The 21,535-nt window shown below is 65.8% G+C and carries 21 protein-coding genes; 9 read left to right on the forward strand and 12 right to left on the reverse strand.

Going from position 1 to position 21,535, the window contains the following annotated elements:
• Window positions 1-128 precede the first annotated feature (128 nt).
• From D3876_RS16365 to D3876_RS16375, 3 genes are all read left to right on the forward strand, one after another.
• Window positions 129-1,334: a type III PLP-dependent enzyme gene (locus D3876_RS16365; protein ID WP_119764322.1), complete on the forward strand. Its 1,206-nt coding sequence runs from the start codon at window positions 129-131 to the stop codon at window positions 1,332-1,334.
• A 70-nt stretch (window positions 1,335-1,404) separates the two neighbouring features.
• A complete protein-coding gene (locus tag D3876_RS16370) occupies window positions 1,405-1,830 on the forward strand; it encodes an MAPEG family protein (protein ID WP_119764324.1) in 426 nt (141 codons plus the stop codon).
• A gap of 16 nt (window positions 1,831-1,846) precedes the next feature.
• Window positions 1,847-2,275, forward strand: a complete 429-nt coding sequence (locus D3876_RS16375) for an MAPEG family protein (protein ID WP_119764326.1) — start codon at window positions 1,847-1,849, stop codon at window positions 2,273-2,275.
• 185 nt (window positions 2,276-2,460) lie between these two features.
• Here the strand turns inward: D3876_RS16375 and D3876_RS16380 are convergent, their stop codons facing one another.
• The 8 genes from D3876_RS16380 to D3876_RS16415 form a co-directional block, all read right to left on the reverse strand.
• Window positions 2,461-3,666 carry a class I SAM-dependent RNA methyltransferase gene (locus D3876_RS16380; protein ID WP_119764328.1) on the reverse strand — a complete coding sequence of 402 codons (1,206 nt, stop codon included), beginning with the start codon at window positions 3,664-3,666 and terminating at the stop codon, window positions 2,461-2,463.
• Between the two features lie 175 nt (window positions 3,667-3,841).
• Window positions 3,842-5,230 carry an NAD(P)H-hydrate dehydratase gene (locus D3876_RS16385; RefSeq protein WP_119764330.1) on the reverse strand — a complete coding sequence of 463 codons (1,389 nt, stop codon included), beginning with the start codon at window positions 5,228-5,230 and terminating at the stop codon, window positions 3,842-3,844.
• Window positions 5,227-5,568 carry a hypothetical protein gene (locus D3876_RS16390; RefSeq protein WP_238475417.1) on the reverse strand — a complete coding sequence of 114 codons (342 nt, stop codon included), beginning with the start codon at window positions 5,566-5,568 and terminating at the stop codon, window positions 5,227-5,229. The genes D3876_RS16385 and D3876_RS16390 overlap by 4 nt, the downstream gene beginning before the upstream one ends.
• A 94-nt stretch (window positions 5,569-5,662) precedes the next feature.
• Window positions 5,663-7,384 carry a dihydroxy-acid dehydratase gene (gene ilvD, locus D3876_RS16395; protein WP_119764334.1) on the reverse strand — a complete coding sequence of 574 codons (1,722 nt, stop codon included), beginning with the start codon at window positions 7,382-7,384 and terminating at the stop codon, window positions 5,663-5,665.
• Between the two features lie 22 nt (window positions 7,385-7,406).
• A complete protein-coding gene (locus D3876_RS16400) occupies window positions 7,407-8,150 on the reverse strand; it encodes an N-formylglutamate amidohydrolase (RefSeq protein WP_119764336.1) in 744 nt (247 codons plus the stop codon).
• The gene (locus tag D3876_RS16405; RefSeq protein WP_238475418.1) at window positions 8,147-8,941 is read right to left on the reverse strand and encodes an enoyl-CoA hydratase/isomerase family protein; all 795 of its coding nucleotides are present in this window, start codon (window positions 8,939-8,941) and stop codon (window positions 8,147-8,149) included. Before D3876_RS16405 ends, D3876_RS16400 begins: the two co-directional genes overlap by 4 nt.
• Before the next feature lie 280 nt (window positions 8,942-9,221).
• Entirely contained in the window at window positions 9,222-10,175 is a 954-nt protein-coding gene (locus D3876_RS16410) for a 4-(cytidine 5'-diphospho)-2-C-methyl-D-erythritol kinase (RefSeq protein WP_119764340.1), read from the reverse strand.
• A gap of 8 nt (window positions 10,176-10,183) precedes the next feature.
• Window positions 10,184-11,866, reverse strand: coding sequence for a tetratricopeptide repeat protein (locus tag D3876_RS16415; RefSeq protein WP_182912041.1), 1,683 nt, complete (start codon window positions 11,864-11,866; stop codon window positions 10,184-10,186).
• Window positions 11,867-11,923: 57 nt separating this feature from the next.
• Here D3876_RS16415 and D3876_RS16420 point away from each other — a divergent pair, with 57 nt between their 5' ends.
• Window positions 11,924-12,100 (forward strand): hypothetical protein, encoded by a 177-nt coding sequence (locus D3876_RS16420; RefSeq protein ID WP_420801970.1) that lies wholly within the window; start codon window positions 11,924-11,926, stop codon window positions 12,098-12,100.
• Between the two features lie 552 nt (window positions 12,101-12,652).
• Here D3876_RS16420 and D3876_RS16425 read toward each other — a convergent pair.
• Window positions 12,653-12,931 carry a hypothetical protein gene (locus D3876_RS16425; protein WP_119764344.1) on the reverse strand — a complete coding sequence of 93 codons (279 nt, stop codon included), beginning with the start codon at window positions 12,929-12,931 and terminating at the stop codon, window positions 12,653-12,655.
• A 197-nt stretch (window positions 12,932-13,128) separates the two neighbouring features.
• On the opposite strand from D3876_RS16425, the gene D3876_RS16430 reads away from it, so the two are divergent.
• Window positions 13,129-13,800, forward strand: a complete 672-nt coding sequence (locus tag D3876_RS16430) for a hypothetical protein (protein WP_119764346.1) — start codon at window positions 13,129-13,131, stop codon at window positions 13,798-13,800.
• 76 nt (window positions 13,801-13,876) lie between these two features.
• Here D3876_RS16430 and D3876_RS16435 read toward each other — a convergent pair whose 3' ends face one another.
• Entirely contained in the window at window positions 13,877-15,529 is a 1,653-nt protein-coding gene (locus D3876_RS16435) for an electron transfer flavoprotein-ubiquinone oxidoreductase (RefSeq protein WP_119764348.1), read from the reverse strand.
• Between the two features lie 143 nt (window positions 15,530-15,672).
• Between D3876_RS16435 and D3876_RS16440 the strand changes: the two genes are divergently transcribed.
• The 4 genes from D3876_RS16440 to D3876_RS16455 all read left to right on the forward strand — a co-directional run bounded on the left by D3876_RS16440 (window position 15,673) and on the right by D3876_RS16455 (window position 19,890).
• Window positions 15,673-16,377, forward strand: a complete 705-nt coding sequence (locus D3876_RS16440; protein ID WP_119765569.1) for a uracil-DNA glycosylase family protein — start codon at window positions 15,673-15,675, stop codon at window positions 16,375-16,377.
• The gene (locus D3876_RS16445; RefSeq protein ID WP_119764350.1) at window positions 16,374-18,134 is read left to right on the forward strand and encodes a lytic transglycosylase domain-containing protein; all 1,761 of its coding nucleotides are present in this window, start codon (window positions 16,374-16,376) and stop codon (window positions 18,132-18,134) included. Before D3876_RS16440 ends, D3876_RS16445 begins: the two co-directional genes overlap by 4 nt.
• Window positions 18,124-18,651: a molybdenum cofactor biosynthesis protein B gene (gene moaB / locus D3876_RS16450; protein ID WP_119764352.1), complete on the forward strand. Its 528-nt coding sequence runs from the start codon at window positions 18,124-18,126 to the stop codon at window positions 18,649-18,651. The genes D3876_RS16445 and moaB overlap by 11 nt, the downstream gene beginning before the upstream one ends.
• Window positions 18,652-18,813: 162 nt before the next feature.
• Window positions 18,814-19,890 (forward strand): PA0069 family radical SAM protein, encoded by a 1,077-nt coding sequence (locus tag D3876_RS16455; RefSeq protein WP_119765571.1) that lies wholly within the window; start codon window positions 18,814-18,816, stop codon window positions 19,888-19,890.
• 136 nt (window positions 19,891-20,026) lie between these two features.
• Here the strand turns inward: D3876_RS16455 and D3876_RS16460 are convergent, their stop codons facing one another.
• Both D3876_RS16460 and ada read right to left on the reverse strand, forming a co-directional pair.
• Window positions 20,027-20,497 (reverse strand): DUF1203 domain-containing protein, encoded by a 471-nt coding sequence (locus D3876_RS16460; RefSeq protein WP_119764354.1) that lies wholly within the window; start codon window positions 20,495-20,497, stop codon window positions 20,027-20,029.
• Window positions 20,494-21,531, reverse strand: coding sequence for a bifunctional DNA-binding transcriptional regulator/O6-methylguanine-DNA methyltransferase Ada (ada, locus tag D3876_RS16465; protein ID WP_119764356.1), 1,038 nt, complete (start codon window positions 21,529-21,531; stop codon window positions 20,494-20,496). Before ada ends, D3876_RS16460 begins: the two co-directional genes overlap by 4 nt.
• Between the last annotated feature and the right edge of the window lie 4 nt (window positions 21,532-21,535).

The following is a 21,535-nucleotide window of genomic DNA, read 5'->3' on the forward strand; positions in this document are numbered from 1 at the left end:
GTGAGAACGAATCTTTCAAACGGTCTTTACACCCGCCCCCCCGATACATATATCGCGCCTCCGCTGCCCCATGGGACTTCCACCGCAAGGCAGCTTTGTTGGAAACTACCCACTGGAGGTCCCTTGAGTTGCACAAGCATCATAGCGCGCTGGGGCTAGCTACCGCCCTTCGTCCGGTTCAGCCGGTCACGCTCCTTCGTCCGCACGCCGCACAGCGTGCCGCCCGTTTCTTCGTCGAAAAGTTTCCGGGACGGTCGCTCTATGCCGTGAAGGCGAATCCGTCGCCCGACCTGCTCCAGATCCTCTGGGACAGCGGCATCACGCATTATGACGTGGCGTCGATCGCCGAGGTGCGCCTTGTCGCACGCACGCTGCCCGAGGCCGAGCTGTGCTTCATGCATCCGGTCAAGGCCGAGGAGGCAATCGCGGAGGCCTATTTCACGCACGGCGTGAAGACCTTCTCGCTCGACACGATGGAAGAGCTGGAGAAGATCCAGCGCGCGACGCGCCACGCCAGCGATCTCACGCTCGCGGTGCGGCTGCGCGTGTCCTCGGATCATTCCAAGCTCAGCCTCGCCGCCAAGTTCGGTGCCGATCCCGCGGAGGTTTCGCAGCTTCTGTTCGCCGCACGTCAGGCCGCGGACACGCTCGGCATCTGCTTCCATGTGGGTTCGCAGGCGATGACGCCGCAGGCCTATGTCGAGGCGATGGAGCGCGTGCGCCAGGCGATTGTCCAGGCGGCGGTCACCGTGGATCTGGTGGACGTCGGCGGCGGCTTCCCCTCGATCTATCCGGGGATGGAGCCGCCCGCGCTCGAAGCCTATTTCAGCGCGATCCACGACGCGTTCGAGAGCCTGCCGATCAGCTATTCGGCCGAACTCTGGTGCGAGCCGGGTCGCGCGCTGTGCGCCGAATATGCGAGCCTGCTGGTCCGCGTCGAGCGGCGCCGCGGCGACGAGCTCTACATCAACGACGGCGCCTATGGCGCGCTGTTCGATGCGGCGCATGTCGGCTGGCGCTTCCCTGTCAACCTCATCCGCGAGGATGAGAGCGAGACGCGCGACATGGCGTTCAGCTTCTACGGCCCCACCTGCGACGATCTCGATCACATGGCGGGCCCGTTCATGCTGCCCGCCGACACGCAGGCCGGCGACTATATCGAGATCGGCATGCTCGGCGCCTATGGCTGCGCAATGCGCACCGGCTTCAACGGCTTCGGCGAAACCGAGGTCTCGATCGTCGAGGACGAGCCAATGGCAAGCCTCTATCTCGAGGACGAAGCCGAGGCGCCCGTTCGCAAGCCCGGCACTGTGGTGTCGATCAAGCGGCTTTAAGTTTCGTTTGACCACTGAAACAATCTGAACCACCCTCTCCTTCGAAAATCGAGGGAGGGGGTTTTTCTTCATGGCCAACGGAATTCTGACGCCAGCCGCGGTGCTGGTGCTGTGGACGATCGCGATGCTCGTCTGGGTGGGGATGACGCGACTACCCGCGCTCAAGAGCGCCGGCATCGACATGAGCAAGGCCGTGGGTGGCCGCGGCGCCGATCTCGAAGGCGTGCTCCCCGCCAATGTGAACTGGAAGGCGCACAATTACGCGCATCTGGTCGAGCAACCGACGATCTTCTACGCGACCGTCGCGATCCTCGCGATCGCGGGTGCTGCAACGCAATTCGATGTCGCTCTCGCCTGGGCCTATGTCGGCCTGCGCGTGATCCACAGCTTCGTTCAGGCGACGGTCAACCGCATCGCGATCCGCTTTCCGGTCTTCGTCCTGTCGACGCTGGTCCTGTTAGTGCTCGCCGTCAACGCGCTGCGCGCCACGCTCTGAATGGGGAGGAATGGAAATGCAGCATAGTCCGATCCTTGGCGCCGTGGTGGCGCTCGTCGGCTGGTCGCTCGTCATGTGGCTGTGGATGTACGCCACGCGCCTGCCCGCGATGCAGAAGGCGAAGGTCGTGCTCGACCCGACGCTCCCGCCCAAGGCGCTCACCGAAGGCCTTCCCGCCACTGTCCGCTGGAAGGCCGATAACTACAACCACCTGATGGAACAGCCGACGCTGTTCTACGCAATCGCGCTGACGCTTGCGATCGTTGGCGCAGGCGACGGGCTCACCGCCACGATCGCCTGGGGCTACGTTGTCCTCAGGATTATCCACAGCCTTGTGCAGGCACTTGTGAACAACATCATGGTGCGCTTCTCCGTCTTCGTGCTGTCGACGCTGTGCCTGATCGCGCTGACGCTGCATGCGGCGATGGCGGTGTGGGGGCATTGAACACTCCCAAATTCCGCTCATCCTGAGTAGCCGTTGAGCTTGTCGAAACGGCGTATCGAAGGACGCAGCGAGCCGGCCCCTTCGATACGGGCCCCTTCGACTGCCTGCCAAGGCAGGCGCTCAGGACATGCTTCGCCAAGCTCAGTCCCTACTCAGGATGAGCGGAGTTAATATTTGATCCGGTTCTACCGCGTAAACGCCGCCGCCAGTTCCACATGCGTGGACCAGCGGAACTGGCCGACGGGCCTTACCCAATCGAGCCGATAGCCGCCCGCAATCAGCGTCTTGGCATCGCGCGCGAAGGTTGCGGGGTTACACGAGACATAGGCAATGCGCGGCGCCTTTGAGCTGCTGAGCGCCTTCACCTGTTCCTCGGCACCCGCGCGCGGCGGGTCGAGGATGATCGCGCCGAAGCGGTCGAGCTCGGCGGTGGTGAGCGGTCGTCGATACAGGTCGCGGTGCTCGACAAATACCAGCGCCTGAACGCGTCCCACAGCGCCCTTGAGCGCGAAAGCAGCATCGCGTGCAGCCTCTGCGGCATAAACCTTGCGGCCCTGGCCCTCGACGACCGACAGCGCGAACGTACCAAGCCCCGAAAACAGATCGGCGGCGGTCGGCGCATCGCCAATCGCATCGCGAACCGCCGCGATGAGCGCGGCCTCGCCGTCCTGCGTCGCCTGCAGGAACGCATCGTGCGGCACGCTCACCGCGACGCCGCCCAGCGTGACGGTCACCGGCTCGGGCTCCCAGCGCGTCTGCGGGCCATAGCCATCATCGAGCGAGAGCCGCGCAAGGCCGTGATCCTCGGCGAAACGCGACAGGCTCTCCGCGGCCGCCAGACCATCGGCCTCGATGCCGTCGAGCAGCAGGTCGACGCCCTGATCGGTGAGCGTCATCTTCACGCCCCCCGCGCGCTTTTCGCGCAGCATCGGGCCGAGCAGCCGGCGCAGCGGCGCGATCAACGCGAACAGCGCCGGATGAAGGATCGCGCAATCGGCCATGTCGACGATCCGGTGGCTTTGCCCGGCGTTGAAGCCGATCAGCACCTTCTTGCCGCGGCGTTCAGCGCGCAAGCTTGCGCGGCGGCGGCTGTTGGGCGGCGAGATATGCGCGGGCATGACCTCGGGCAATGCAAGCTGCTGCCCCGAAAGCGCGTTGACGACGCGCTCGGTGACGAAGCGGGCGAAGCTCTCCTCGTCGAGATGCTGGAGCTGACAGCCACCGCATTCGGGATAGTGCGAACAGGCGGGCGGGGCGTGATGCGGACCGGGGATGATGCTGCCATCCACGGCGACGCGGTCGCCCGGCGCGGTCAGCGGGAAATAGCGGCCGTCGGCGGTCACGCCGTCGCCGCGCGCGGCGATGCGAAGGATTTCGGAGGTGTCGGTCATTGCCGCTTGAATCGCTCGCTTTCAATCAATCCGCTCATCCTGAGTAGCTATTGAGCCCTTCGACGCCGCCTGCGGCGACGCTCAGCATAAACTTCGCCTCCGGCGAAGCCGAAATGGCGTATGCTTCGCCAGGCTCAGTCCCTACTCCGGATGAGCGGGAAAATGTGCTCATGCGTTATAGAGAAGCTGCAATAGCGCCCGGCAGATAGCTTGCAAGGTCGTCCGCGACAAATGCCGGGCCCGCACGCCGTGCAGCGTCGGCCTGAAGCCAGACACCCGCACCCGCTGCCTCCGTCGCCTCCATGCCGCGCGCGCGCATCGCAGCGATCACGCCCGCGAGCACATCGCCCGTTCCCGCGGTCGAAAGCCAGGACGAGGCGGGCGGTGCGACGATTGCTGTGCCATCGGGCGCCGCGATGACGGTGTCCGCGCCCTTATGGACGATGATCGCTCCCGTTCGGCGCGCCGCGTCCACGGTGCGGTCGACCTTGCTGCCCTCCGCTTTGCCGAACAGCGCCGCGAACTCGCCGCTATGCGGGGTCAGGATCGCGGGTGTATCAAGCTTCGCCAGGCGCTTGAGCCCAACCTTGCCGAGTAGATGCAGCGCATCGGCATCGAGGATGAGTGGCTTGCCCGATGCGAGCGCAGCCGCCAGCCGCCGCTTCGCCTCAGCGTCGCGCCCGAGCCCCGGGCCGATCAGCACCGCGCCGATCCGCGCATCGTCGAGCGCGGTGTCGAGATTGTCGGTCGCCAGATGCACAAGCGCGTCGGGTCCGCCCGTCGCACCATGCAGTCGGACATAGCCCGCGCCGGCACGGATCGCTGCAGTCGCCGACAACCGCGCTGCTCCGGGCAGAGAGCCCGCGATCACTGCGACGAGCCCGCGGCTATATTTGTGATCCTCCGCACCCGGTACACGCAGTGCCGGTTGCCCAAGTTCATGGCAGTCGCCCGACGTGACGATGCCGATATCCCCGACGATCACCTTGCCGCAATGGCTGGCCGCGGGTTGCAGCCGGTGCGCCGGCTTGAGCGACCCAAGCGCCAATGTGAGCCCGAAATGCGGCACCGGCGCAAGGAGCGCGCCATCATCGGTGGCGAGTCCGCTCGGGACATCAACGGCGATCGCGAAATGCGCCGCCGCCACCAGCCGCGCGAGCGGTGCGGCCACGGCATCGTCGAGCGGGCGACTAAGCCCCGTACCGAACAGCGAATCGATCAGCGTCGGTGCGGGTTCGGCCGCATCGAGCGCCTCGACGGGGCCGTCCCAGCCGCGCCGCGCGTTGATCGCCGCGGCCGTTCCCGGTTCGCCCGTCGCCGCGACGCGCACCCTGGCGCCGCGCTGCTTCAGATAGCGCGCGGCCACATAGCCATCGCCACCATTGTTGCCCGGTCCGCACAGGATCAGCACGGGACGCGTGCCGCCGAAGCGCCATGCGGCCTCGGCGACCGCTTGCCCTGCGCGATCCATAAGCTCGTCAACGCTGGTGCCCGCATCGATCGCACGTTCTTCCGCCGCGCGCATCTGCGCTGCCGTCAGGATCGGCCGGGGTGTTTGCCTCATTGTCCCTTGATCGTCGCGGGCAGGCGATAGCGTTCGCCTGCGAGGCTCACCTCGATCCCGCCGCCCGCGATCACCGAGACCTGCGCCTCCTCAGCGCCGTCGGCGGCAACTACGCCGCGGCCATCATCGACGACGCGCAGCCGGCGGAATGCCCCGTCGGGGTGGCTGACGGTCAGGATCAGCGCACCCGCATCGTCCTTGCTGCGCTCCACCGTGCAGTCGCTGCGGAACGCGCTTTCGCCCGCCGCCGCACATTCGATCCGCCCGGCGTCCGCGGCGCCCGCGTCCTCGCCGGCCCCCTGCCCGCCACACGCGGTGAGGAGGAGGCAAGCTCCCAAGTACCCCGGCGCACGCCGGGGTCCAGTGTGACGGGCTCGCAGCATGCGACTCCTGGAAGCCGGCCTGCGCCGGGGTACTCCGTGGATGGCGTCCTCAAATATCCGCATAGACATGCGTTTCGGCCTTTGCCCCAGGATGCGTCACCGCCCCCTTATAGGCAGGACCGACATTCTGCGCATAGCGCCACAGCGCGCCCGACTGATAATCGTTGGTCCGTGGCGTCCACGCCTTGCCGCGCTCGGCGAGCACCGCCTCGTCGACCTTGAGATCGATCGTGCCCGCTTCCGCGTCGATGGCGATGATGTCGCCATTCTCGACGAGCGCGATCGGGCCGCCCTCGGCCGCCTCGGGCCCGACATGGCCGATGCAGAAGCCGCGCGTCGCGCCCGAGAAGCGCCCGTCGGTGATGAGCGCAACCTTTTCACCCATGCCAAGGCCATAGAGCGCCGCGGTCGTCGACAGCATTTCGCGCATGCCGGGGCCGCCCTTGGGCCCTTCATTGCGGATGATGACGACCTCGCCTTCCTGGATCTTGCGATGCTCGACCGCCTCGAAGGCTTCCTCCTCGCATTCGAATACGCGCGCGGGCCCCTCGAACTGCAGGCGGTGCATGCCCGCGACCTTCACGATCGCACCGTTGGGTGCCAACGTCCCCTTGAGCCCCACGACGCCTCCGGTCGGCGTGATCGGCGACTTCACGTCGTAGATCACCTTCTGGTCGGGGTTCCACGTCACCTCTTCGATGTTTTCGGCGATCGTCTTGCCCGTCACGGTCAACGGATTGCCGTGGAGCAGGCCGTTATCGAGCAGCGTCTTCATCAGCATGTAAATGCCACCCGCCTCATACATGTCCTTGGCGACATATTTCCCGCCGGGCTTGAGGTCGGCGATATAGGGCGTGCTCTTGAAGATCTCGGCGACGTCGAACAGGTCGAAGTCGATGCCGCACTCGTTCGCCATCGCGGGCAGATGCAGCGCGCCGTTGGTGGAGCCGCCCGTCGCTGCCACGATGCGCGCGGCATTCTCGAACGCCTCGCGCGTGCAGATGTCGCGCGGACGGATATTCTTCGCCAGCAGCTCCATCACCTGGCGGCCCGCGCTGACCGCGATTTCCTCACGGCTCTTGTAGGGAGCAGGTGCCATATTGCTGTTGGGCAACGACAATCCGATCGCCTCACCGACGCATGCCATCGTGTTGGCTGTATATTGCCCGCCGCACGCGCCATGGCCGGGGCATGCGACCTTTTCGAGCGCGATCACGTCCTTGAGCGGACAGGCGCCGGCGGCATATTTGCCGACCACCTCGAACACGTCGACCACGGTGACGTCGCGGTCCTGATAGCGTCCGGGCAAAATCGACCCGCCATAGACGAAGATCGACGGCACGTTGAGGCGGAGCATCGCCATCATCATGCCGGGCAGCGACTTGTCGCAGCCCGCAAAGGTGACGAGCGCGTCATAGCAGTGACCGCGTACCGACAGCTCGACAGAGTCCGCAATGACCTCGCGGCTCGCGAGCGAGCTCTTCATCCCCTGATGGCCCATCGCGATACCGTCGGTGACGGTGATGGTGTTGAAACGGCGCGGCATGCCGCCCGCTTCGTTCACGCCCTGGCGGCAGAAATCGGCCTGGAAGTCGAGCGTGGTGTTGCACGGCGCGCTGTCATTGCCCGCCGACGCGATCCCAACGAAAGGCCGCGCAATCTCTTCCTCGGTCAGGCCCATCGCATAATAATAGCTGCGGTGCGGGGCGCGCTCGGGGCCGACCGAAACATGGCGGCTGGGAAGGCGGGACTTGTCGAAACTATGCGTCATGGGGGCTCCTTTGAGCGCACGCCTATGTCCCGAAAGCCCGTCCTGACGCAACCCCGTTGCGCGTTTCAGCGATGATCGGCGCGATTATGTCGGCCCAGCGTTCGACCCCCGCCGGATCGGAGATCAGATCCTGCCGCACCTCAATGCCGAGATATGGCATATGGTTCCCCTCTGCGTGGCGGTTCATCGTCGCGTTCAACACCTTGCCTGAATAGGGAAGATTGTCGCCAGTCACGACCCCCGCCGCCTCGAAGGCCGGGATCGCGATCCGCGCGGCGCGGTCATCCCCGTTGTAAAGCACGCCGATCTGCCATGGTCGCTTCTGATCCGGATCGCTTCTGAGCGACGGGGTGAAACTGTGAAGCGAGACGAGCATGGCCGGCGCGTAGTCGGTTATGCGGCGCGCGATATCGTCGTGATAGGGATGCCAGAAGCGCGCGATACGCGCATGCCGCTCATCATCGTTCAGACCGATATTGCCCGGAATCTCGTGCCCGTCGCTGCGCAGCGGAATGATCGTGTTGTGATCGGCCTCGCGGTTGAGATCGACCACGAGCCGCGAAACCGTCGCGAGCAGCGCGGGTGCAGACAGACGCTCGGCCAGCCTGTGACACAGATCCCAGGTGCCGATGTCGATCGCCATATGCTCGCCGAGCAGCTCAGCAGGGATACCCAGATCGACGTCTTCGGGCACATGATTGGAAGCGTGGTCGACGATGATGAGCAAGCCCGAGTCGTGGTTGCCCGCGACATGATGCGGTGTCATCGCCCACCGCCCGGAGAACGGCGGGCGTGCAACACCGCCATCCGCTCGGCAAATTCGTCGCTTGCGAAGCTCGCTTCGAAAGCCTCGTCCATCTCCGTGCTCGTCGATGTTCCGGCCGCGGCGAGCGCGATCGACCGCTTGAGCATCGCCATGCTGCCCGACGCGTTGCCCGCAATCGTCGTTGCAAGTTCGTTGGCGGCTGCCCAGGCGCTGCCATCGGCCATCTCCACCAACCCCATGGCAAGCGCCTGCGTCGAATCATAGGGGGTCGCGGTGAACAGCATGCGCGATGCCTGCCCCCAGCCGATCAGCCCGACCAGCCGCGCGACATCCTCGTGCGGATAGCCGATGCCCAGCCGCGCGGGCGGGATCGAGAAGCGCGCGCCATGCCCGGCGACGCGGACATCGCAGGCGAGCGCGAGCGCAACCCCCGCGCCGAAGCACGCACCGTCGATCGCGGCGATGACGGGGAATGGCAGGCTTGCCAGCCGGTCGAGCGCGGCGCGCATGGTGGCGCGCATGTCACGCCGCGCCTCGGCGTTGCCGGCCAGTTCGGCAAGGTCCCCCAGATCGGCGCCCGCGCAGAACTGCCCGGGATCGTGCGAATGGAGGAGCAGTACGCGCGGCCGTATCACCGCGAGTTTGTCCAGCACTCTCTCAAGCTCGGCCCAACCGGCCTGCGGGATGGCGTTATGGGCTTCGGGCCGGTTGAGGCTGAGCCGGGCGACGGGCTCATCAAGCGCAAGGTCGAACATGTCGTCCTTAGTGACGCGCGCTCCGCGATTTGTCACGTGTCCTGGACTATTTGAATGGAGCCTGATTCACGCCTTCATCGGAAGCGCGTAGCGCTTCCACTTCAACCGATCAGGCTCGAAGGCATCGGGGCGGCAGCCCCAAGGCTCGCCGCCCCGACCATGATGCACGCCGCGCGGGGCGTGGATCATCCGCGGACGGGGCGCCGCGCGCCCGATCCGTTCGCGAGGACGCGCCGCAAGCGCCGTGCCAGCCGCGAAAACCGGAAATTCGCGCGAGATAGGTCTTGCACCTCCGTCCCGAACCGGGACGCCCGGGTCATTTCAGTGCGGTTTCGAGACACCAGTAATCGGGCCACCGCGCACGCAGCGCGCCGGCTGCAGCCGCACGCGCCGCGGGCGTATCGAACAGCGCGAAACAACTTGCGCCCGACCCCGACATCCGTGCGAGCACGGCTCCGGGCAACGAACCCAGCATCGTCACCAGCGGCCCGATCTCGGGCACCAGCGCAATCGCGGGCGGCTGCAGATCATTGCGCCCCTCAAGCGCCGCCTTGAGCGGGTCCCCCTGCCCCAGCGGGCCGCGATCGACACCGTCCCAGCCCTTGAACACTGGGCCAGTAGGGAGCGGAATCCGCGGATTGGCGAGCAGCAGCGGCATGCCAGAAAGCGCGACGCCGTCTGCCGCCAGCAGCACGTCCCCGCGCGACTCTCCCCGCAACGTCCGGCTCGCGAAGCATGCGGGGACGTCAGCGCCAAGTTCGGCCGCAATAGCCCCGACGCGAGGATCGTTCGCGTCGATGCGCCACAGGCGCGCGAGCAGCCTCAGCGCCGCCGCAGCGTCAGCCGAGCCGCCCCCCAGACCCGCCGCCACCGGAACGCGCTTGTCAAGCACCAGACGCGCACCGGCATCGATCGAGAATGTCGTTGCGAGCGCCCGCGCGGCGCGCAGCACGAGATTGTCGGCGGCCTCGTCCGCTAGAGCACTTCCCGAAAAAGTGGAAACCGGTTTTTCGGTCGGGAAGTGCTCAAGATGTTGGATCGAGAGCCTTTCTTGTCCGGCAAGGCGATTTCGCCTTGCCGGGAAAGGCTCTAGCGCCTCCGCGAAGGGGCCCTGGATTGCGAGCGAGAGCGCGTCCGCAGGCTCGGCACTCAACACGTCGCCATCCTCGGCAAAGGCGAAGAGGCTTTCGATGTCATGATACCCGTCAGCGCGCCGCATGCGGACATGGAGCGCCAGGTTGACCTTGGCCCAGGCGGTTTCAATCAGCATCGCGTGCGTCAGGGCGCGGCGTTTTCGGGCTTCAGCCCGATATCAAGCTTGGCTCTGATGCGTTCGGCAACATGACCATCGGCATTGACCAACGCCGCGGTCCACGCATAGCGCGCATCGATCCTGCGCCCCGCCGTCCAATAGGCGTCGCCCAGATGTTCGCTGATGGTGGGCTCGTCGGGCACCGCCGCTGCCGCGCGCTCCAGCGCCTCCAGCGCCTTTGGAACATTGCCGCGAATGAAATAGGCCCAGCCGAGCGAATCCGCGATCGCAGGATCCTGCGGCGCAAGCTGGCTGGCGCGCTGAATCAGGCGCTCGGCCTCTTCCAGATCCTCACGATATTCGAGCTTCGCATAGCCAAGATAGTTGAGCACGACGGCCTGATCGGGGCCAAGTTCGGCCGCCCGCGTCAACGCAGCCTTCGCCTGCGGCCAGTCGCCCGCCTCGTAATGCGCGCTGCCCTTCAGCAGCCAAAGCGCCCAGCCCGCGCCGTCTTCGCTTTTTTCCGCCATGGCCAGCGCCCGATCATAAGCTGCCGCTGCCTCTGTATGGCGCTTGAGTTCGGCATAGCGTTCGCCAAGCCGCGTGAAATCGCCGATGGTTGCACCGCGCGCGAGCGTCGCGGCGGTGGCGGTCTCGAGCGCGCGCTGCGGTTCGCCGGCATCGACAAGAATGCGCACGCGCGCGTCGCGCGCCGCTCCGGTCCACGGCCCCTTGGGATTGATCCGGTCGAGCAGCGGCAACGCGATGTCGGGGTTGCCCTTGGCGCCAATCATCTCGGCAACGAGCAGCAGCGCGACATCGCTTGTCGGATCGAGCTGCAGCGCAATCCGCGCGATCGAAAGCGCGATCGGCGTGGGGCGGTCCTGCCGCCCGATATCTTCCGCCAGCCGCGCGAAGAGCAGGGAAACGCCCTTGCTCGCGGTGGCCGCGCCGCCGGGCAGCTTCTTGCGTTTAGCGAGCAGCGCATGGGCTGCCTCGATCGTTGCGTCGTTGCCGCCAAGCAGGTCCAGCGCGGCCCGCCGTTCGCCGAGCGCAGAGAGCCGGCTGGCCACAGCAATGCGCACCGCCACTTCGGTCGCGCCCGCGCCGATCGTGGTCAACGCCTTGTAGCTTGTGGCACCCTCATCGCCCTTGCGCTGCGCCAGCAGCAGCAGCGCCTCCTGCTCGCCTTTATATGCAGAGGTGAGCGCGCTTGTCGTCCGCGTCCTGAGCAAATCGATGGTTGCGCCGTCGCGCGCCGCAAAATTGGTCCAGGCGCGCAGCATCGGCGTCAGAAAGGCGAAAATTTCCTCCTTCTCCATGGCCGCGATCGCGCTGCGCGCAGCGGTCCAGTCGCCGGCGGACAGCGCATCGGCGAACAGCAACAACCGCCCGTCTGGTGGAAGCGCCCCGCGAGCGTCCAGTATCCGCGCCGCGTCGAGCGCGAGCGCCGAATCGCCCGCCGCCAGCGCCCCGCGATAGGTGCGCAGCGCCATGGTGAGGTCGCCGGGATCGGCGACGAGCAGCGCGGCATAGCCCGATGCAGCCGCGATCGGTTCGCCCGCATTGTCGGCTAGCCGTGCACGGACATAATGCGCCATCGCCTCCGCATCGGGCCGGTTCGCCGCCGCGGGCGACGACAACGCGACCGCCGCGATCAACGCGGGTGCGACAACGTATTTCGACGTGGCGAATAACCGGGCGAACATCCAGTGGGGCACTCCGACGCGGCAACCGCGGACCGCGGGCCGCCACCAGCATACACCATGGCAGCCCTGTGCAGGCAAGCGCCGCGTCACATCGTTGCACCGGCGCCCAAGGTAAAGGCGGCTGGCCTCACTCCCTTCGCGCATGCCGACTATGCACCGGGCCGGCGCTTCTACTTCCTCGACCATGACAGAATCGAATTTGAGATCGTCAGCTATGCTCCGCGCGCAGGATGAGCAACTGACACCGGTAGCCGGAGCAAGATTAGCAAGGGGCGCATCTCTGGGCGTCGCGCCGGAAACGTTGCTTTCCCGAATCGTATACCCCGTCGCGCCGAAATGGATTATACAATGAATTCGAGAAGATGCTTTTTCAGTATTAGGCCGCGCGAAGAGATTTCGTTTGACTGAATTTCTTACACGAGTGTCAATACTAAGAAAATTTGATCAAATGCATGAATGTTTCTTTTCAATCGGCCACAAGCCTGTCATTAATCATCCACCGGCTAGGTGACCCGGCCGGATTGGCAGCGGGGGGCTCCAATCTCCTTTGCGACCCGGGTGTAGGGGCCCCCTGTTGCCAACTTGCTGCGCGCTTGAGCCCTCACCTATCATCAGCGACATAGACATCGATTAGAATGCAGAGGCTGGCCCTGCGACCGCCGACAGCGCGCACGTCAAGCTGCGTCGGCCAGCCGCCTATGCCGAAGCGCGTTCAGGGGCCTCACGTTCGTCCAAACCGGCATCACAGCGCGCAAGGACGCTGTGCGCCATTCTCAGCAATCCGTGTCAGGGGCTCGCCGGCAGATCGTCGTCGTCGTCATCGCCCTCGATGAGCGCATATGCCACGCCGGCGACCAGCCCGACCGCACCGATGATCCAGCCCCAGTTGTTGCCTTCCGCATTGCTCTGTCGTGTTGCAGGCGCGCCCGCGCGTACCGCGGGAGACTGCGCAAGCGAAAGCCTTTGGACGGCCGCGCCAGGTGGGGTCGTGGTCTGCGCCTGAACCATTGCGGGCGTCGTCACGAGCGACGCGGCGATTACGCCTTGAAGGACCGATGCACGCATGAGTTTCTCCGTCGACTTCGCCGGAAGCTGCCGGCGCAGACAAGGAAACCGGCGAACCGCCGGCGGGTTCCCTGCAGCGCGCACGCGGCGCTGCAATACTTCGCCTCAACCGGGATTAATCAATTGATAATGAGGAGGACCTTAGCCACGGTGTCGCACCGCCCACGGGGGATTCGAGGGCGTAAAAGGGGGGAATCATGAAAGCACGCACGCTGTGCGCGACGCTGAGTGTCGCGCTCATAAATTCGACTGTTTGGGCTCAGGCGCCCATCCCGGCACCCGCCGCACCCGAAGCCGTTCCGGCCGTCATGGTGACGCCGTCGGTAATCGCGGCGCCCGCGCTGGAATTGCCCGCCAATACCGAATTGCTGCTCAGCATGAACGAGGAGCTGACGAGCAAGAAGGTCGAGGAAGGGCATAATTTCTCGATGACGGTCGCGCACGATGTTCGCCTGGGCGACTATGTGGTGATCCCGAAGGGAACGCGCGGCGTCGGTGAGGTCACCTGGAGGACGGGCAAGGGTGCCTTCGGCAAGTCGGGCAAGATGGATATCGAGCTTCGCTATCTCGACCTGAACGGCCGCCGCGTGCCGATCGAGGGCAAATACCGCCAGGAAGGCGAAGGCAACACGGTCGCCACGGTCGCGGGCGTCGTTGCGGTCGGCGTCTTCGCGGTCTTCATCACGGGCAAGAGCGCGCGCATCCCGCAGGGGCGTGAGCTCAAGGCACACACGCGCGAGGCTCTGCCGGTGGTCCTCCGGGCCGCAGCAGCAGCCCCGGTCGTACAGCCCGTGGTCGCAACGCCCGCCCCGGTTGCCGAGGTCAGGCCGGCCGCGATGGTGGAACCGTTGCCGGCTGCGGTTAACTGAAAGACATCGGCGGGCGGTAAACCGCACGCCGAAGTTCTGAAGCTCGGCCCGCTTCGCGCCGGCCGAGCTTTTTTATTCACATATTGGGGTAGTTGGGGCCTCCGCCGCCTTCGGGCACCACCCAGTTGATGTTCTGCGTCGGATCCTTGATGTCGCAGGTCTTGCAGTGGACGCAGTTCTGCGCGTTGATCTGGAAGCGCGGATTGCCCTCGTCCTGACCGACGACCTCATAGACGCCCGCCGGGCAGTAACGCTGCGCGGGCTCGTCATAAAGCGGCAGATTGTAGCTGATCGGAACCTCGGGGTCCTTCAGCGTCAGGTGGCAGGGCTGATCTTCCTCGTGATTGGTGTTCGACAGGAACACCGAGGACAGCCGGTCGAAGCTGAACACGCCGTCGGGCTTGGGATAATCGATCTTCTTCGCATGATCCGCACGGTGCAGCTTCGTATGATCGGGCTTGTGCCCGAAGGTGAAGGGCAGACCGATCTTCAGATAGCGCATCCACATGTCGATGCCGGCGAAGAGTGTGCCGAAAAAGCCGCCGAACTTGGAAACCGAAGGCTCGACATTGCGAACCATCTTGAGCTCTTTCGCCACCCAGCTTGCGTTGAGCGCGTCGGGATAGGTCGACAGTTCGTCGGCCGCACGATCGGCTGCAATCGCCTCGAACGCCGCTTCGGCCGCGAGCATGCCCGATTTCATCGCGGTATGGCTGCCCTTGATGCGCGGCACGTTGACGAAGCCCGCGGAGCAACCGATCAGCGCACCGCCGGGGAAAACGAGCTTGGGCACCGATTGCCAGCCGCCCTCGTTGATCGCGCGCGCGCCATAGGAGACGCGTTTTCCGCCCTCGAGAATCTTGCGGATCTCGGGATGCGTCTTCCAGCGCTGGAATTCCGCGAAGGGATAGAGGTTCGGGTTGGAATAGGAGAGCGCGACGACGAAGCCGAGCGCGACTTGGCCGTTCGCCTGATGATAGAGGAATCCGCCGCCCCATGCGTCGTCGAGCGGCCAGCCCTGGCTGTGGATCACGCGGCCGGGCACATGCTTGGCGGGATCGATGTCCCACAGCTCTTTCAGCCCGATGCCATAGACTTGCGGTTCGCAGTCTGCCTCGAGATCGAAGATGCGCTTCAATTCCTTGGTCAAGTGCCCACGCACCCCTTCCGCGAAAAAGGTGTATTTGGCGTGGAGTTCGAGGCCCGGCTGGTAGTCGGGCTTGTGCGTGCCATCGCGCGCCACGCCCATGTCGCCCGTCGCCACGCCCTTGACCGAACCGTCCTCGTTGAAGAGCACTTCTGCAGCCGCAAAGCCTGGGAAGATCTCGACGCCCAGCCCCTCGGCCTGTTCGGCGAGCCAGCGACAGAGATTACCGAGCGAGCCCGTATAGGTTCCCTTGTTGTTCATGAAGGGAGGCATCATGACGTGGGGCATCTCGAACTTGCCCGTCGCGGTCAGCACCCAGTGATGGTTCTCGGTAACGGGAACCTCTGCCATCGGGCAGCCCATGGTGCGCCATTCGGGCAGCAACTCGTCGAGCCCCTTGGGGTCGACCACCGCGCCCGAGAGGATGTGCGCGCCGACTTCCGAGCCCTTTTCGAGCACGCAGACCGACAGCTCGCTGCCCTTCTCATTTGCAAGCTGTTTCAGCCGGATCGCCGCCGCCAGACCCGCCGGCCCCGCGCCCACGATCACGACGTCATAGGGCATCGATTCCCGTTCGCTCATCTTCCGCTTCCCTCTAAGGCCGGCGCGCAGGATTCCTGTCATCGCGTCCGGACAACGCTTTGTCATCAACGCCCGTGCAATTAGATTGACCCCGCCGTCAACCTCTGACTCTAGTGTTTGTGATGGAAGCGGGGGCCGAAATCATGGACGCGCTATCTGCGCAGAGCCTGTTGGGTTGGTGGCAAGATGCCGGCGTCGACATGTTTGTCGACGAGGCACCGCGCAACTGGCTCGCGGAACCGCGCGCCCCTGCCGTAGCGTCGGCAGAAATCCCGCAATCAGCACCCGCCCCGGTGACGCCCCGAACGATGCCGGCCTTTCGCGCATGGCTAGAAGAGGCCGAGGCGTTGCCCGACGGCTCGCCCAAGGGGCGCAGAATTTTTCCCTCCGGCGATGTTTCATCGGCGCTGATGGTGCTCGTCGACATGCCCGAGCCGGGCGATTCCGACGCCGGCGCCCTGCTTTCGGATGACGCGGGCCGGTTGTTCGACCGAATGCTCGCCGCGATCGGGCGGAGCCGCGATTCGATCTGGCTGGCCTCGCTCACCCTCACGCGGCCCGCAGGCGGCGGGATCGATGCCCAGTGCGCCGAAGCGATCGGTGCATTTGCGAAACATCATGTCGCGCTCGTCCGTCCGCGCAGATTATTGCTGATGGGACAGGCGGCCAGCCGTGCGGTTCTCGGGATGGATCTCGTAGCGGCGCGCGGAAGCTTACACGCCGTTAACCATGACGGCGTCAATATGGAGGCAGTTGCAACGTTCGCGCCGCGCTTTCTGCTCCGCAATCCGCAGCGAAAGGCGGATAGCTGGCGGGATCTGCGGTTGCTTATTGAGGGTATCGAATGAAGCTGACACCCATATTTGCCAGCGCCGTGCTGCTGCTGTCAGCGCATCCCGCGATCGCCGCGAATGAGGGCGTGCAGGTTTCGGCGCGCAAGACGGTACGCGAAGCCCTGCCCCGCCAGCTCTCGCCCTCCGAGCGCGAGCTCTATCGCGCCGCCCTTGCCGACATTCGCGCCAGCCGTTGGCCCGAGGCCGCCGCCCGGCTCGATGCAGCGAAGGACGGGCTGCTGACGCCGATAGTTCGCTCCGAACTCTATCTCTCCAAGGGCTCTCCCAAGGTCGAGCTCGATCCGTTGCTGGCGCTGGTCGCACAGGCGCCGGACATGCCCAAGGCCGCGCAGATCGGTCGGCTGGCGAGCACGCGCGGCGCGACCACACTGCCCGACATAGCGCAGGGCCAGCGCCTCGTCTGGCTCGGCGGCAAGCCGCTGCGCGGGCGCGCATCCGCGACGAAGGGCGATCCCGTTTCCGACGCGCTCAGCGTAAGGGTCCTGCCGCTCATCAAGGACAATAACCCGGCGACCGCAGAGGCGCTGCTTGCCGAGGTCGAAGGCCAGCTCAGCCCGCAGGCGCTCACCGAATGGCAACAGCGTATCGCCTGGTCCTACTACATCATCGGCAACGATCAGGCCGCGCGGCAACTCGCCGCGAAGGCGCAGCGCGGTGCGGGCGAATGGGCCGCGCATGCCGATTGGGTGGTCGGTCTGGCAAGCTGGCGCGCGCAGGATTTCCAGGCGGCCGCCGCTGCCTTCCAGGCCGTTGCATCGCGCGGGCCCGACAGCGAATTCCGCGCGGCGGGCCAGTTCTGGGCGGCGCGCGCCTATATGGCCAATGGCGAGCCCGAAAAGGTCCAGCCGCTGCTGCGCAGCGCGGCGCGCAACGACGAAACCTTTTACGGCCTGCTTGCCGCGCAGGCGCTGGGCGCGGATCCGCACGATGACGCGCGCGATATGCTGAGCGCGGACTGGAAGCGCCTGTCCCGGCTCGACAATGTTCGCGCGGCGATCGCGCTGAGCGAGATCGGCGAATACAAGCTGGCCGACGAGACGCTTCGGCATCAGGCGCGCATCGGAACGCGCGCCGATCACGCCGCGCTCTGCAATCTCGCCGCGCGGCTCAACCTGCCCGAGACGCAGATCTGGCTCGCGCATAACGGCCCGAGCGGCGCTCAGCCGACCGTGACCGCGCGCTACCCCGCGCCCGACTGGACGCCCGATGGCGGCTGGCGTGTCGACAAGTCGCTGGTGTTCGCGCACGCGCTCCAGGAATCGAACTTCCGCCGCGACGTCGTAAGCCCCGCGGGCGCTTACGGCCTGATGCAGGTGATGCCCGCCGCGGCGCGGCACATGGCGCGCGACCGGGGCGGCGATTTCTCGCGCGAGGCGCTGAGCAACCCCTCGACCAATATCGAGTTCGGCCAGCGCTACCTTGAATATCTGCGCGATTTCGACGGGACGCAGGGGCTGCTGCCCAAGGTGATTGCGGCCTATAACGCAGGGCCCGCGCCCGTGCGCGACTGGAATTACCGCAATATCGATCGCGGCGATCCGCTGCTCTATATCGAGTCGCTCCCTTATTGGGAGACGCGCGGCTATGTCACGATCGTGCTGCGCAACTACTGGATGTACCAGCGCAATGCGGGCGACAAATCCGCCAGCCTGACGGCGATGGCGCAGGGCATGTGGCCGCGCTTCCCGGGGCTTCGCGGCGCGACAGCAGTGCGCATGGACGCGGCGAACAGGACGCAAAGTGCCGATTGACGAAGGCCGGGCGTTCCGCCCGGTCCATATCGCGGTGATGACGATCTCCGACACGCGCGGGCCCGAGGAGGACACGTCGGGCGACCTGCTGGTCGAGCGGCTGACAAGCGCAGGCCACGTGCTCGCCGACCGCGCGATCGTGCGCGACGATATCGACACCATCGTCGCGCGACTCCACGGATGGATCGACGATCCAGCCATCGACTGCATCCTGACCACCGGCGGCACGGGCGTCACCGGCCGCGACGTCACACCCGAAGCGCTGGCGCGATTGGGCGGCAAGGATATTCCCGGTTTCGGCGAGCTGTTCCGCTGGCTCAGCTATCAGACGATCGGCACCTCGACGATCCAGTCGCGCGCCTGCGCGTGCGTGGTGCGCGGCACCTATATCTTCGCGCTGCCGGGCTCGACGGGCGCCGTGAAGGACGGCTGGGACGGCATTCTCGCCAGCCAGCTCGACAGCCGCCACAAGCCCTGCAACTTCGTCGAGCTGATGCCGCGGCTCATGGAGCGGTAGGCAGACCGCCCCTCCCGCTGTCATTCCCGCGAACGCGGGAATCCATGCGATGCCGGAAAAGTCTCCAGTGGTGTCAGACACTGTATGGATTCCCGCGTTCGCGGGAATGACAGACGGGGAATTGTTCTTGATATGTTCCACGTCTGGGCGCATCATGAATCAATGGACTCGAAGCTTCGCCCTGCGCGCGGCGCCACGCTCAACCGCGAGAGCGGCCGTTTCAACCTGCCCGAGCGTGTGGTCGATGGCGACTGGCTCGACGATCGCGAAGCGCTCGACGGCGCCCCGCCCCCGCTGCGCACCACGGTGACCGTGGAACATCCAAAAACGATCATCACGCGCAACAACTCGCCCGACGTCGTGTTCGACCGCTCGATCAACGCCTATCGCGGCTGCGAGCATGGCTGCATCTATTGTTTCGCGCGGCCGACGCACGCTTTTCACGACCTGTCACCCGGCCTCGATTTCGAGACGAAGCTGTTCGTGAAGCCCGATGCCGCGACGCTGCTGCGCAAGGAACTGATGAAGCCGGGCTATGTCGTGGCCCCGATCGCGATGGGCACCAATACCGATCCCTATCAGCCGATCGAGCGCGAATGGCATGTGACGCGGCAATGCATCGAGGTGCTGGCGGAAACCAGCCACCCGCTGCTGATCACCACCAAATCGGATCGTGTGCTGGGCGACCTCGATCTGCTGACGCCGATGGCGGAAAAGGGTCTGGTTTCGGTCATGGTGTCGATCACCTCGCTCGACCCGAAGATCGCGATGACGCTGGAGCCGCGCGCGCCGCGTCCGCCGAAACGACTGGCGGCGGTGAAGGGGCTGAGCGACGCGGGCATTCCGGTGACCGTCTCGCTCTCGCCTGTCATTCCCGCCATCACCGATCATGAGGTGGAGCATCTGCTTGAGGCCGCCGCCGAGGCCGGCGCGTCGCATGCGGCCTATATTCCCGTCCGGCTCCCTTTCGAGGTCGCCCCGCTCTTCAAGGCATGGCTCGACGAACATTTCCCCGAGCGCGCGGGCAAGGTGATGTCGATCATCCGGTCAATCCGCGGCGGGCGCGACAATGACCCCGATTTCAACAGCCGCATGCGCGGCCAGGGCGCGTGGGCGGAACTGCTGCGGACCCGCTTCAAGCTTGCCTGTCGCAAGAACGGCCTCAATCAGAACGAACGCCCACCGCTAAGACACGACCTGTTCCGCCCGCCGCAGGGGGATCAGTTGAGCTTGTTCTAAGAGGGCCGGTGCCCGCTATGTGGTGGTTTGCAGTCATCGGCTTGAGCCCTCTCCCGCGAAGGCGGGAGAGGGCTCGGACGGTATATCTGAAATTGGGCGTCAGCAGCCATCCCGGCTCATGCGTTCACAACCTGGATCAGGCGCGGTCCACGCGCGCTGCGAAGCAGCCGCGCTTGGCATTGTGCACATGGATATAGCTGACCGAGGGATCGCCGAACATCCGGTCGATCAGCGGCTCCAGATCAACACCGTCGACAACATCGGCATTGACCATCATGTCCCGCGCATCGAAGGCGCGGACCGAGAGCAGCCGGACGGCCAATTGCTTCGGCACCGCATTCTCGTAGTGGGCCGCCTCGCGCGCGCCTTCGCGGACGAAGATCGCATGGCGCGAGCGATAGGGCGTATCGACGGGCAGATGCTCATGGTTGAGCAGCAGCACGGCGCCACCGGGCGGCACGTCCTCAAGCGTCACGCGACAGGGAAAGCCCACCTCCGCGTCCGATCGCATCCGGATCACGCCGCGTTCGGCCAGCGCCGCGTCGTCGAGCCCGTAAAGCGGCGCGAAGGGTGCGGGGTCGAGCCCGGTGATCGCATAGCCGCTCATTCCACGCCCTCGCGCTTGAGCAGTTCGACCTTGCGCTCGATGCCATAGGCATAGCCGCCCATGCTGCCGTCGCTGCGATGCACGCGGTGGCAGGGGATGACGACGGCAAGGTGGTTCGCACCGCACGCGGTTCCCGCCGCGCGAACCGCTCGCGGATTGCCCGCAACCGCCGCCAGATCGGCATAGCTGCGCGTCTCGCCCGCCGGGATCGCGCGCAGAGCCTGCCAGACAGCTTCCTGGAACGCGGTGCCCTGCACGTCGAGCGGCAGGTCATGATGGCGTTCGGGATGCTCGACCTCGGCGACGACCTTCTCCGCCAGTTCGGCGAGCGCCTTGCCGCCCGACTGGATGTCGGCATTGGGGAAACGCGCCTTCAGCGCCTCCTCGCCCTCCTCGAACGACACGCGGCACAGCCCCTTGTCGGTCGCCGCGATCAGCAGCGGGCCAAGGCTTGTTCTGGCGACGGCCCAGCGAATCGTCACGCCCGCGCCGCCGCGCTTCCACGCGCTCGGCGTCATGCCAAGGCGCTTTCCCGCCTCGGCGTAGAAACGGCTGGGCCCTGAATAGCCCGCTTCATAGATCGCATCGGTCACTCTGTCCTCCGTCGATAGCGCCTCTGCGGCCTTGCCGGCGCGCAATCCCCGCGCATAGGCGGCGGGGGTCACGCCGGTGGCGCGCTTGAACAGGCGGTGGAAATGGTGCGGGGCATAGCCGACCCGCATGGCAAGTTCGTCGAGCGAGACCGGCTCCTCGGCCGCCTCGAGCAGTTCGATCGCGTGCGCGACCGCAACGCGTTCGCGTCCCACCTCATCGGGCTTGCAGCGCAGGCAGGCGCGGTAGCCCGCCGCCCGCGCCGCCTCGCCGTCGCGAAAGAAGCTGACATGCGCGCGCTTGGGATGGCGCGCGGGGCAGCTCGGCTTGCAATAGATGCCCGTGGTCTTAACGGCGCCAACGAACTTGCCGTCAAAGCTGCGGTCGCGGCGCTCAAAGGCGGCCCATGCCAGATCGGCGTCGATGAGGGTTTCGGTGCTCATGCGT

Origin of the sequence: Sphingomonas cavernae (genome assembly GCF_003590775.1) — a bacterium.
Classification (GTDB): domain Bacteria; phylum Pseudomonadota; class Alphaproteobacteria; order Sphingomonadales; family Sphingomonadaceae; genus Sphingobium_A; species Sphingobium_A cavernae.